Annotated in this window: 14 protein-coding genes; 4 read left to right on the top strand and 10 right to left on the bottom strand. The window is 67.2% G+C overall.

The genetic code is table 11. The features are described 5' to 3' along the window. Positions 1–214, bottom strand: a 214-nt coding sequence (locus EJC49_RS22545; RefSeq protein WP_170314842.1) for a twin-arginine translocation signal domain-containing protein, incomplete at its 3' end; no start/stop codon positions are given. 38 nt (positions 215–252) lie between these two features. Between EJC49_RS22545 and greA the strand changes: the two genes are divergently transcribed. Further along, entirely contained in the window at positions 253–720 is a 468-nt protein-coding gene (gene greA / locus EJC49_RS22550; protein ID WP_126702188.1) for a transcription elongation factor GreA, read from the top strand. Between the two features lie 60 nt (positions 721–780). On the opposite strand, the gene EJC49_RS22555 is transcribed toward greA, so the two are convergent. Further along, the gene (locus tag EJC49_RS22555; RefSeq protein ID WP_245453528.1) at positions 781–1347 is read right to left on the bottom strand and encodes a TetR/AcrR family transcriptional regulator; all 567 of its coding nucleotides are present in this window, start codon (positions 1345–1347) and stop codon (positions 781–783) included. Positions 1348–1488: 141 nt separating this feature from the next. On the opposite strand from EJC49_RS22555, the gene EJC49_RS22560 reads away from it, so the two are divergent. Next, on the top strand, positions 1489–1887 hold the full coding sequence (locus tag EJC49_RS22560) for a RidA family protein (protein WP_126702189.1): 399 nt from the start codon (positions 1489–1491) through the stop codon (positions 1885–1887). A 67-nt stretch (positions 1888–1954) separates the two neighbouring features. Here EJC49_RS22560 and EJC49_RS22565 read toward each other — a convergent pair whose 3' ends face one another. After that, positions 1955–2710 carry an SDR family oxidoreductase gene (locus EJC49_RS22565; protein WP_126702190.1) on the bottom strand — a complete coding sequence of 252 codons (756 nt, stop codon included), beginning with the start codon at positions 2708–2710 and terminating at the stop codon, positions 1955–1957. A gap of 129 nt (positions 2711–2839) precedes the next feature. Here EJC49_RS22565 and EJC49_RS22570 point away from each other — a divergent pair, with 129 nt between their 5' ends. Further along, the gene (locus EJC49_RS22570; RefSeq protein WP_126702200.1) at positions 2840–3733 is read left to right on the top strand and encodes an AraC family transcriptional regulator; all 894 of its coding nucleotides are present in this window, start codon (positions 2840–2842) and stop codon (positions 3731–3733) included. A 140-nt stretch (positions 3734–3873) separates the two neighbouring features. On the opposite strand, the gene EJC49_RS22575 is transcribed toward EJC49_RS22570, so the two are convergent. From EJC49_RS22575 to EJC49_RS22605, 7 genes are all read right to left on the bottom strand, one after another. Continuing rightward, positions 3874–4692 carry a hypothetical protein gene (locus tag EJC49_RS22575; RefSeq protein WP_126702191.1) on the bottom strand — a complete coding sequence of 273 codons (819 nt, stop codon included), beginning with the start codon at positions 4690–4692 and terminating at the stop codon, positions 3874–3876. 170 nt (positions 4693–4862) lie between these two features. Beyond that, positions 4863–5246: a type II toxin-antitoxin system death-on-curing family toxin gene (locus EJC49_RS22580; protein WP_126702192.1), complete on the bottom strand. Its 384-nt coding sequence runs from the start codon at positions 5244–5246 to the stop codon at positions 4863–4865. Further along, positions 5243–5464 (bottom strand): AbrB/MazE/SpoVT family DNA-binding domain-containing protein, encoded by a 222-nt coding sequence (locus EJC49_RS22585; RefSeq protein WP_126702193.1) that lies wholly within the window; start codon positions 5462–5464, stop codon positions 5243–5245. Before EJC49_RS22585 ends, EJC49_RS22580 begins: the two co-directional genes overlap by 4 nt. A gap of 98 nt (positions 5465–5562) precedes the next feature. Continuing rightward, a complete protein-coding gene (locus EJC49_RS22590; protein ID WP_126702194.1) occupies positions 5563–5970 on the bottom strand; it encodes a type II toxin-antitoxin system VapC family toxin in 408 nt (135 codons plus the stop codon). Beyond that, positions 5970–6224: a type II toxin-antitoxin system VapB family antitoxin gene (locus EJC49_RS22595; RefSeq protein ID WP_126702195.1), complete on the bottom strand. Its 255-nt coding sequence runs from the start codon at positions 6222–6224 to the stop codon at positions 5970–5972. Before EJC49_RS22595 ends, EJC49_RS22590 begins: the two co-directional genes overlap by 1 nt. 55 nt (positions 6225–6279) lie before the next feature. After that, entirely contained in the window at positions 6280–8400 is a 2121-nt protein-coding gene (gene scpA, locus EJC49_RS22600) for a methylmalonyl-CoA mutase (protein WP_126702196.1), read from the bottom strand. Then, a complete protein-coding gene (locus tag EJC49_RS22605; protein WP_126702197.1) occupies positions 8397–9836 on the bottom strand; it encodes a methylmalonyl-CoA mutase family protein in 1440 nt (479 codons plus the stop codon). Before EJC49_RS22605 ends, scpA begins: the two co-directional genes overlap by 4 nt. Positions 9837–10511: 675 nt before the next feature. Here EJC49_RS22605 and EJC49_RS22610 point away from each other — a divergent pair. Further along, a partial coding sequence (locus EJC49_RS22610) for a helicase HerA-like domain-containing protein (RefSeq protein ID WP_126702198.1) occupies positions 10512–11877 on the top strand: 1366 nt, incomplete at its 3' end.

Genomic DNA, 11877 nt, shown 5'->3' on the forward strand with positions numbered 1-11877 from the left:
CGCCGCGCAGCGAGGCTGTCTCGAGCGTGCCGCGCAGCGAGGCCGTCTCGAAACCGGGCAGGACCTGCCCGCGCGCGCTGCCGGCGCCCGCCACCGCAGCGCCGGCGCCCGCCAGTCCCGCCATGAAACGACGCCTGTCCAGCATCGGCACGTCCTCCTCGTCGATGCCGGCTGCCACGCAGGAACCATGCCACGGGCGGGTTTTGACGCGCATGGGTTGTTCCCGCCGCGCCGAAGCCCTACCTTCCATCGATGAGCAGAGCCTTCACCAGCAATGACGACAGCGGCCTTGGCCTGAACGACATCGGCGAACGGCCGGTCAGCCCGCACCGAAACCTCGTGACGCGCGAGGGGCTGGCCGCCATCGACGCGCAGCTCGCCGAGCTGCACGAGCACTTCGCCAGGGCCGAAGCGGAGGCCGACCGCGAGCAGATCGCGCTCGTCTCGCGCGACCTGCGTTACTGGAGCGCGCGGCGGGAGAACGCCGAACTGTCCGAACCCGACCCCGACAGCGACGTGGTGCGCTTCGGCATGAGCGTGACGATCACCGACGAGGACGGTGCCGAGAAGACCTGGCGCATCGTCGGCGAGGACGAGGCCGACGCCGCCCACGGCACCATCAGCCACGTCTCGCCGATGGCGCAGGCGCTGTTCGGCAAGGGCGTCGGCGCGCTGGTGACCGTCGGCGGCAAGGAATGGGAAATCGTCAGGCTGGGGTGAGGGCGCGCGTGGCCGGAAAGTCCACCCGTTCGCCCGCAAGTCCGGGTGCCGGGGCACCAATCAGCTGACCAGCAGTCCTCCGGCCATCGCGTTGAAGGCCTCGACCACCCTCGGCAGGGATTTGACCGGATCATCGCTCGCGGCGACCAGAAGGGCGGCGTTGAGGGCCGCACCGTTCAGCAACCGCGCTGCCGCGTCGGGATCGACCTTTTTCAGGCGCCCTTCGGCAATCAGCCGCTCGACGGTCCCTTTCGTGCTTTGCAGACAGCTATCCTGGCTCGGCCATTGCGATGGATCACCCAGTACAGCGGGTCCGTCCAGAAGCACGATGCGCTGAACCTCGGCGTCGAGCGCCATTTCGATGTAGGCCGCGCCCTCGGCAAGCAGCGCCTTCCACGGATCGGTCTCGAGCGCGCCGACCTGCCGCGCCTTCTGTGCCATGGCGCTATCGATCTGATGCACCACCGCCGCCAGCAAGCCCTTCTTGTCACCGAAATTGTGATAGAGCGCGCCGCGGGTCAGCCCAGCCGAGGCGGTCAATTCATCCATGGACGCTGCCGCATAACCGTGCGCCGCGAACGCCTTCCTTCCGGCTTCGATCAGCTTGAGCCGGTTTTCCTCCATCATCGCCTGGCGCTTGTTGGTCGTTTTCATGGCTTTTCAAATACGCCACGTATATGGAATTGACACGAGGGGCACCTTTCTGTTTTACATACGTCGCGTATATCAAAATGAACCATTCAGGAACAGCGAGAAATCGAGCCCCCAATGAACAAACGTGAAGCCATCTTCCCCGCCGCCCGCCATGCCCTTTACGACGCTCATGGCTACTCCGCCGCCATCCGCTCAGGCGATCTGCTCTTCGTTTCCGGCCAGGTTGGCAGCCGGGACGACGGCTCTCCCGAGCCCGATTATGCCGCGCAGGTGGAGCGCGCGTTCCAGAACCTCAAAGCTGTCCTGGATGCAGCCGGCGCGACCCTGGATGACGTCGTCGACGTCACCAGCTTCCACACCGATCCGGAAAGACAATTCGAGCCCTTCATGGCCGTCAAGAACCGCCATTTCAACACCAAGCCCTATCCCAACTGGACGGCCGTCGGGGTTAACTGGCTGGCCGGGTTCGACTTCGAGATCAAGGTCATCGCCCGCATTCCCGCAACTCACTAGCGATGGAACACGTCCCCCGGCACCATGAGGGGTGGGCGACGCGATGGTGCGTCGCCCACGGGCACGGTCAGATCGTCTGACCGCCGGACACCTCGATGCGCTGGCCATTGACCCACCGGTTGTCGGGGCCAAGCAGGCTTGCCACCATCGGCCCGATATCATCGGGCAGGCCGACGCGGCCGAGTGCGGTCATGCCCGCAAACGCCGTGTTGTAGTCGGGGATGTCGCGGACCGCCCCGCCCAGGAAGTCGGTCTCGATCGCGCCGGGGGCGACCGCGTTGGCGGTGATTCCGCGGCTGCCCAACTCTTTCGCCATGTAGACGGTGAGAATCTCCACCGCGCCCTTTGCAGCCGAATAGGCCGAAAAACCCGGGAACGACACGCGCGTCAGGCCCGACGAGAAGTTGATGATGCGCCCACCATCGGCCAGTATCGGCAGCAGCGCCTGCGTCAGGAAGAACACGCCCTTGACGTGAACGGCGAACAGTCTGTCGAATTGCTGCTCGGTGGTGACGGCGAAGTCCGCCATCTCTCCGTGGCCGGCATTGTTGACGATATGGTCGAGGGTGTCCCGGCCCCAGGCGCCGATCAGCGCGCCGCACAGTGCTTCCGCGAAGGCCGGGAAGGTCGAGACGTTGCCGGTGTCGAGTTGCAAGGCGACCGCCTTGCGGCCGAGCGCCTCGATCTCGGCGACGACGGCGTCGGCATTGTCCTTGCCGCTGTGATAGGTGAGGATCACGTCGCCGCCATGGCGGGCGATGCTGAGCGCGGTGTTGCGGCCGAGGCCGCGGCTACCGCCGGTGACGAGGGAAATGGTGGTCATGGATATCTCCGGTTGGTGATGCCGCGTTATGCGTCACTCGCGCCGGATGATGTTGCGTGATCGTCCCTGAAAATTGCCTGATTGTCCTGGAGCGTTGTCTTGGTCGTCGGTTTCCCCTACCATTCTCGCATGAACGATGAGCTTCTCGACCATGCAAGCCGCTACGCCGATGCGCGTGCGGACCGCAACGGCATTGCGGCAACGCCGGTCGACGGCTTCGTGATCCTGCGCGAAACAGCGCCGACGATGCTGCAATACGCCGTATCGAAGCCTTTGGTGGCGCTGGTTCTGCAAGGCCGCAAGTGCGTGACCATGGGTCGGCGCACCTTTGACTTCGGCGCGGGTGACTCCCTTCTCATCACGACCGACGTTCCAACCGTCAGCCAGATCACGACCGCAAGCAGGGTCTTGCCTTATTATTCGCTTGTCCTCGAACTCGACCCCGTCATCATCGCCGGCCTGGTGAGCCAGATCGGCCCTGTGCCGTTCGAAGCGGGTCGACCGGTACGGGTCGATCCGACCGAAGCGGAGGTGGCCGATGCGGCGTTACGCCTCCTGCGGCTGCTCGACCGGCCGGCTGCGCTTGGCGTTCTGGGCCCGCAGATCAGCCGCGAGTTGCACTACTGGTTGCTCAGCGGACGACATGGCGGCGGCATCCGTGCGCTCGGTGTTACCGACAGCCATGCTCGACGGGTCGCGCGAGCCGTCGAGATCCTTCGCCGTCAGTATGCCCAGCCCATCAGGATTGAGGCATTGGCCGAGGCTGCCGGCATGAGCTTGTCCGCCTTCCACCTTCACTTCCGCAGCATCACCTCGCTGTCGCCGCTGCAGTTTCAAAAGCAGCTCCGCCTCATAGAGGCTCGGCGACGGATGCTCGCGCAGGGTGAGGCGATCAGCGATGCTGCCTACGGCGTCGGATATGAGAGCGTTCCGCAGTTCACGCGCGAATATGGCCGCATGTTCGGGCAGCCCCCGGCCCGCGATATCCGACAGGCGCGGGCGCTGATGGACACTGCTGCCTAGGGTTTGAGAATTGAAGCGGAGCTTTCGAGTTCCGTTTCAGGCCTCGACGCCCTCGGCATGATCGCGGAAGAACGCGGCAACTGGTGCCGTGCCGCCGCGCGTTGCGGGATGACGAAGGCGAGTTCGGCCCGAGGGCGCGATCAGGGACGTTCCGTCGCCGAGACGAGTTCCTCGACGCGGCCGCCCGCACCGCAGCCATGGACGCCGATGGACAGGCGGCGACCGGCCTTCAGCAGGTGCTCGAGCGTGGCGCGGCGCGCCTGGAGGTCCGGGCCGGAAAGCGGCTCGACATTGATGAAGCCGCTGCCGAACCGGTCGTCGACGAAGGTCATGCCGTCGATGCCGCCGCCGGGGCCGCCGCGCCTGACCTTGCCGACGACGCCGGTGGTCTCGGCGAAGGCGCAATCCCTGGCGCGGCTCAGATCGCCGATGCTCACCTTGCCGGCTGCATTCCGGAGCAGGGCCCCGGCTGAAACGGGCGTGCCCCCGGCCGGCGCGCAGGCGGCCTCGACCGCGCCGATGGCGCGGCTGGAGCCGCGCAGCGGGATCGTGTCGAAGCCTTCATTCAGGGGCGGCGAGGTGTCGACGAGCCTGACCTGCCGCCCGGTCTTGAGCCGGGCTACGATCGACGCCACGTCGCCGGTGAGGCGCGTCGGAAACGCGGTGCCTTCGCCGGCCGGTTGCTGGCCGACGCGAAATGCCTCGCCGTCGATCGCGATGGAGAAGGACCCGTTCAAGCCGCCGTCGGAATTGAGGAAATAGAGGCCGAGCGCGCCATCTTTCTCGCACCGCACCGCAAGGCATGTCCAGAAGTCGTCATTGGTGGAGACGCTGCATCCCACGGCCGGCTGCCCCGGCTCGCCGGGATAGGACGACGAATCCCACCCCCTGCTGTTGGCGAGAGCGCTGCCCGACAGGCAGACGAGCAACGAGATCGTCGTGGCGACCAATGCACGCATGAAGAGACCTTTGAACTCCTTGTCCTACGGTTGCGGGAAAATGGATCGGGCCGCCTCGAAACGCAAGTCGTGACCAAGCAGGCCGGAGGGCGGGTGGATCGATGTCCGCGGGCACCGAACGGGACGACGTTTCCCAGAGCAAGAGGAACCAAGTGGATCGGGATCCAACGTCAGGCGGGGAGCGCATGATCGCGGAAGAACGCCGCCGCGCCGGCCTCGTCGATCTCGCTCGACGCCAGAGCCATCGTAAAGATGTAGATCTGGCCGTTGTCGGCCGTCATGCGGTGGCCGTTCAGGGCGAGAAACAGCATCGCGGTGACGATCGCCGTGCGCTTGTTGCCATCGACGAAGGGATGGTTGCGGGCAAGGCCGAAGGCATAGGCGGCCGCGAGGTCAAACACGTCGGGCTGTCCGTAGGCCGTCTTGTTCTCGGCGCGATGAAGGGCGGACTCCAGCGCATTTTCGTCCCGCAGGCCCTGCGCGCCGCCATGCCGGCGCAACTGTTCGGCATGGAGCGCCTCGACGACCTGCCGGGTCGGGAACCGCCAGGTCATTCCGCGAGCTTCTGGAGAGCGATCTTGTAGCGGTCCATGATTTCGCGCGCCGCCGTCATCTGCTCCTCGAACTCGTCCCCAGCCTTCTTGAGCACGATCTCGCCCTTGTCCTCGGTGATGACGACAGAGTCGCCCGCCTTGAGATCGAGGCTCTGAAGCAATTCCTTCGGCAGGATGACACCCTCGGAATTGCCGATCTTGCGGATGACGGTGTTCATGGCGAAGGTTCCTGTTGCAACAGGCATTATAACGTCGGCGATCGACCATGACAATCGCCATTGGCGACGTCGCGACGGGGCGCGTTCCGGTGCGTCGCCTATGCCGGCAGCGTTTCCATGTCCGTTTCGCGCAGCAACCGGTCGAGCGTCAGCATCGGCTCGCCGGCCGCCCTGGCATGGGCATAGTGAAAGCAGTCGAAACTGCTCAGACGCCGCTTGCCGACACCATGCCTCTGGGCAACCGCGACGGCGTGGGACAAGACCTCGAAGGGGAGGGACGGCTCGCGCAGTTCGATGTGACGCTCCGCCAGCCAGTCGACGACGAGGGCTTCGGCTTCCTTGAAGGAGCAGGCGAGATGATCGGGCCGAGACAGCACGATGATCGCTTCGAAGGCAGCCAGAGGCGAGGTAAACGCTGCATCCGAGACCGCCATGGCACTGTCATAGGCGGGCGCCGTTTCCTCACCGGTAATGATCGACACGATGACACACGCGTCGATGAACATCAGCCCTCGCCGGTCAGGTCGTGGTCGAGCTCGTGGTAGACCTCTGGCGGCGCGGGGCGGTGTCCAGGCTGAACACGCAACCCATGCTTGGCAAGCAGCCTCCTTGCCGTCTCGCTCGGCGTCTCCGACCTGAGCCGGTTGCGGATCGTCTCGCGCAGCGCGACGATGACCGCGTCGGTGATGGTAGTATCGTCGATGCGGGCGAGCTGGCGGGCGAGCTGGTCGGCCTCGGGGTTTCGAATGTTCAGAGTCATGCGTGTAGCCTCGACTGCGTAGCCGAGATTACAACACGAGGTGCGCCGGCGCAAATCAACCCTCCAGGAGCGCGTCCATCAGCTTCTCCGCCGCTTCCGGGATGACCGTGCCGGGCGGGAAGATGGCGGTGGCGCCGGCGGCCAGAACGGCGTCGAAATCGTCGGGCGGGATGACGCCGCCGGCGACGATCATGATGTTGGCGCGGCCGATACGAAACAGCGCTTCCCTGAGCTCGGGGATCAGGGTCAAGTGACCGGCGGCCAGCGAGGAGGCGCCGACGATGTGGACGTCGTGCTCGACGGCGAGCTTGGCGATCTCCTCCGGCGTCTGGAACATGGCGCCGACGGTGACGTCGAAGCCGAGATCGGCAAACGCGGTGGCGATGACCTTCTGGCCGCGGTCGTGGCCGTCCTGCCCCATCTTGGCGACGAGGATGCGCGGCGCGGCGCCGGTCTTTTCGCGGAAGGCCTCGACCTTTTCCTGCACGCGCGGGATCGCGGGGATGTCGCCGGCCTCGGCGCGATAGACGCCGGAAATCGTCTGCACGGTCGCGACATGGCGGCCGAACACCTTTTCCAGCGCCAGCGAGATCTCGCCGACGGTGGCCTTGGCGCGGGCCGCGCGGATGGCGAATTCGAGCAGGTTGCCGTTACCGGCCGCCGCCTCCGTCAGCGCCGTCAGCGCGCCCTCGACGGCCGCGACGTCGCGCGTGCCCTTCAGCTGCTGGAGCTTGGAGAGCTGGCGCGCGCGCACCTGCGCGTTGTCGACCTTGAGCACGTCGACCTCGATCTCGCTGCCCGGCTGGAAGGCGTTGACGCCGATCAGCGCCTGGCGCCCGGCGTCGATGCGCGCCTGGGTGCGGGCCGAGGCCTCCTCGATGCGCAGCTTGGGGATGCCCTTCTCGATGGCGGCTGCCATGCCGCCGAGCGCCTCCACCTCCTCGATGTGGGAAAGCGCGCGGGCGGCTAGATCATGCGTCAGCCGCTCGACGAAGGCCGAGCCGCCCCAGGGATCGATGATCCGGGTGGTGCCGGATTCCTGCTGCAGGATGATCTGCGTGTTGCGGGCGATGCGGGCGGAATGGTCGGTCGGCAGCGCCAGCGCCTCGTCGAAGGCGTTGGTGTGCAGCGACTGGGTGCCGCCCTGCGTGGCCGCCATCGCCTCGATCATGGTGCGGGTGATGTTGTTGGTGGGGTCCTGCGCGGTGAGTGACCAGCCGGATGTCTGGGTGTGGGCGCGCAGCGCCAGCGACTTGTCGCTCTTCGGCGAAAAGTTCTTCTTCATCAGCGCGGCCCAGAGCAGGCGGCCGGCGCGCTGCTTGGCGAGCTCCATGAAGAAGTTCATGCCGGCGTTCCAGAAGAAGGAGAGCCGGGGGGCGAAGGCGTCGACGTCGAGGCCCGCCGCGATGCCGGCGCGGACATATTCGATGCCGTCGGCGATGGTGTAGGCGAGCTCGAGGTCGACCGTCGCCCCGGCTTCCTGGATGTGGTAGCCGGAAATCGAGATGGAGTTGAACTTCGGCATCTCCCGCGAGGTGTAGGCGAAGATGTCGGAGATGATCCGCATCGAGGGCTTGGGCGGGTAGATGTAGGTGTTGCGGACCATGAACTCCTTGAGGATGTCGTTCTGGATGGTTCCGGCGAGGTCCTTCTGCGAAACGCCCTGCTCCTCGGCCGCCACCACGTAGAGCGCCATGATCGGCAGCACGGCGCCGTTCATGGTCATCGACACGGTCATCTCGCCGAGCGGGATGCCGTCGAAGAGCTGGCGCATGTCGAGGATGGAATCGATCGCCACGCCGGCCATGCCGACGTCGCCCGCCACGCGCGGATGGTCCGAATCATAGCCGCGATGGGTGGCGAGGTCGAAGGCGACCGACAGGCCCTTCTGGCCGGCCGCCAGGTTGCGCCGGTAGAAGGCGTTGGATTCCTCCGCCGTCGAGAAGCCGGCATATTGGCGGATGGTCCAGGGCTGCTGGACATACATGGTGGGGTAGGGGCCGCGCAGGAAGGGCGCGGCGCCCGGCACCGTGTCGAGGAAGGGCAGGCCGGCAATGTCGGCCTCGCCATAGACGCGCTTGATGTCGATGCCTTCCGGCGTTTCCCACAAATCGTCGCGGCTCGACTTGCCGCGGGCGGGCTTCGACCAGTCGATGGCGGCGAAATCGGGGATCATGCCGGTTCTCCCAGGCTCTCGTCGATGCGGGCGGCGGCGAGCGCCTCGCAGAAGGCGCCGCCTTCCTTCGGTCCCGCGCGCGTTTCGGCCGCCAGCGTCGTGACGGGGCGCTCCTGCGCCAGCGGGAAGATGGTGGTGCCGACGATGCGGCGCTCGCCCGACCGGTAGCGGGCGATCCGCGCCTCGCGGGAGGCGACCACGCGCGCCTGGTAGCGGCCGGCCGACAGGCTTTCGAGGAGGCCGCCTTCCTGCTCGATGGTCTTGAACTCTTCCCAGGCCGCCTCGCAGAGCGCCTCGGTGAGATAGGCGATGCCGCCCGCGCCGGCGGCCGGATCGTTGACGAAGCCGACATTGGCCTCCCGCGCCAGCACCAGCTGCGTGTTGCGGGCGACGCGGCGGGCGAAATCGTCCGGCAGGCCATGGGTGAGCGTGTGCGGCAGCACCGAGATCGAATCCGCGCCGCCGACGGCAGCAGCGAACACCGCGATGGTGGAGCGCAGGATGTTGGTCTCGGGATCGCGGCGCGTCATCATCCGCCAGGACGTCTCGGCATGGATCATCGCCAGCGACGGCTCGACCGAGCAGACTTCCTGCACGCGCGACCACAGCCGACGCAGCGCGCGCATCTTGGCGATGGTGACGAACTGGTCCTGGTTGGCGGCGGTGGCGAAGCCGATATGCGGCGCGGCATAGACCAGCGGCTGGCGCGCCGCCTGGAACATGCGCAGATGCGACAGCGCCGAGGACAGCATGAAGGCGAGTTCCTGCGCCTCGGTGGCACCGGCATTGTGGCAGACGCGGCCGTCGGCCTCGAGCAGGACGCCCGGCACGCCGAGCGCGAAGAAATGGGCAAGCGACTGCGGCAGCGACGCCTTCAGCGCCTCGATCGACATGCGCATGCGGCCGGTTCCGGCAAAGATGGCGGCGGGATCGATGCCGAAGGAGAGGTGCATGCGGGCCGGGTCGGCGCGCCGGGCGGCGAGATAGGCCACCAGCCATTCGGCGGTGACGCGGCTGGTCGGATGCGTGTCGACGCGCAGGTCGAGCCGGTGCAGCGGCACGTCGTCGAGCGTGGCGGCCAGCGCCTCCTGCGTGGCGGGCAGGCCGTAGCCGAAGGCGTTCGGCGCGCCCTCGAAGACGATCGACAGCCCGTCGGCGCCGTTCGCCACGTCGTCCAGCGCCTGGGCGCGGGCGCGGACCGGATCGGGATCGTCGACGCGCTGGACGATTCGCCAGCCGGCATGCTTGTCGACCCGCGAGATGGGTTGCGGCTCCTGCGAGCGGGCATGCAGCGGCTCGACGCGGATGCCGTCGTCGGTGCGCGACACCAGCGTTTTCTCGAAATCGGCGCCGCGCAGCGCCTTCGCCGCCATCTCGCGCCAGAGCGCCTCGTCGACCGGCGGAAACGCCGCTTGGCTCAGAAGGTCAGGTGTCATCGCATGCCCGTCATGGTGCGGCCGGGAGGGGACCGCTCGCCGTCAAGAGTAGAGGGCAAAGACGGGCCTCGCAACAAAGCCCGCAGGGCGCAGCACGCATCGCACGGCATCCGACGCATCCGCGCCACACCTGCCCGCATCGAAGCCGCTCCCCCCCGACGCCCTGCGGTTTGGTGTGACGGACAGCGCGGCGACTTGCAACAACGACTTTGGCAAGGTGCGTGCAATGCCGGTGTGAGCGTGGTTGCGCCCGCGCCCCCTCCACCACTTCGTGGTCCCCCTTTGAACGGAAAAGGGTGAGAGCGCGGCGGAATTTTTGCGCGGCGTCATTCCGGGGCCGCGCAGCGGAACCCGGAATCCAGGGCGGCGGCGTCGCAGGAAAAAGCCAATCCGGTCGCGATGGCATCGCAGGCCGTCGGGTCATTCGACAAGGGTGGCGCTCTGGATTCCGGGTTCCGCTGCGCGGCCCCGGAATGACGGCACGGAGGGCGGCGCGGAAAGCGGGCATCGTGGAGGGGTTGATTCCATCGGGAACAGGGGATTTCCATCCAGCGCTCCCCGGCAGCGGCCATCGCCTTCGTGCCCGGCCGCCGCACCGTTGTGGGGCTGCATTCATGCCATTATACCTGACCGGGACGACTCGCCGCGGGCGGGACGACGGAGGGGAGCGGCCACATGGCGGACGACGACAGCCTGTTTCTCGGCGCGAGCCGCACGCCCGACGACGCCTACCAGCGCGCCGAGACGCTGCTTTTGAGATATGGCAACCGCCACGGCCTCGTGACCGGCGCCACCGGCACGGGCAAGACCGTGACGCTGCAGATCCTGGCCGAGGCGTTTTCCAATGCCGGGGTGCCGGTGTTCTGCGCCGACATCAAGGGCGACCTGTCGGGCATCGCCGCGATCGGCGAGCACAAGGATTTCCTGGTCAAGCGCGCGCAGCAGGTGAGGCTCGACCCCTACGAATTCCAGGAGTTTCCGGTCATCTTCTGGGACCTGTTCGGCGAGAAGGGCCACCCGATCCGCGCCACGGTGTCGGAGATGGGGCCGCTGCTGCTGTCGCGGCTGATGAACCTGTCGGAGGCGCAGGAGGGCGTGCTCAACATCGCCTTCCGCCTCGCCGACGAGGACGGGCTGCTGCTGCTCGACCTGAAGGATCTGCAGGCGATGCTGGCGCATGTGGCCGACCGCGCCGCCGAGATCTCGAAGCTCTACGGCAACGTTTCGCGGACCTCGGTCGGCGCCATCCAGCGCTCGCTGCTGGTGCTGGAACAGCAGGGGGGAGCCAACTTCTTCGGCGAGCCGGCGCTGGAGATCGCCGACCTGATGCGCACGACGCGCGACGGCCGCGGCGCCGTGAGCGTGCTCGCCGCCGACAGGCTGATGATGAACCCGCGCCTCTACGCCACCTTCCTGCTTTGGCTGATGTCGGAACTGTTCGAGGCGCTGCCGGAGGTGGGCGATCCCGACCGGCCGCGGCTGGTGTTCTTCTTCGACGAGGCGCATCTGCTCTTCGACGGCGCGCCGAAAATCCTGGTCGACCGGGTCGAGCAGGTGGTGCGGCTGATCCGCTCCAAGGGCGTCGGCGTCTATTTCGTCACGCAGAACCCGCTCGACGTGCCCGACACGGTGCTGGCGCAGCTCGGCAACCGCATCCAGCACGCGCTGCGCGCCTATACGCCGCGCGAGCAGAAGGCGGTGAAGGCCTCGGCGCAGACGTTCCGCGCCAATCCCGACTTCGACTGCGCCGCCGCCATCACCCAGCTCGGCGTCGGCGAGGCGCTGGTGTCGACGCTGGAGGCCAAGGGCATCCCGTCGATGGTGCAGCGCACGCTGATCCGGCCGCCGGCCTCGCGGCTGGGGCCGATCACCGACCAGGAGCGGGCGCGGATCCAGGCGCTGAGCCCGGTGGCCGGTCGCTACGACAAGACGATCGACCGCGAATCGGCCTTCGAGATCCTGCAGAAGCGCGGTGCGGAAGCCGCCGACGCGGCCGAACGCGAGGCGCGGGACGGCGGCCGCGCGGGCGGGCCGTGGGGCG

It is taken from the genome of Aquibium carbonis, from assembly GCF_003970795.1.
Classification (GTDB): domain Bacteria; phylum Pseudomonadota; class Alphaproteobacteria; order Rhizobiales; family Rhizobiaceae; genus Aquibium; species Aquibium carbonis.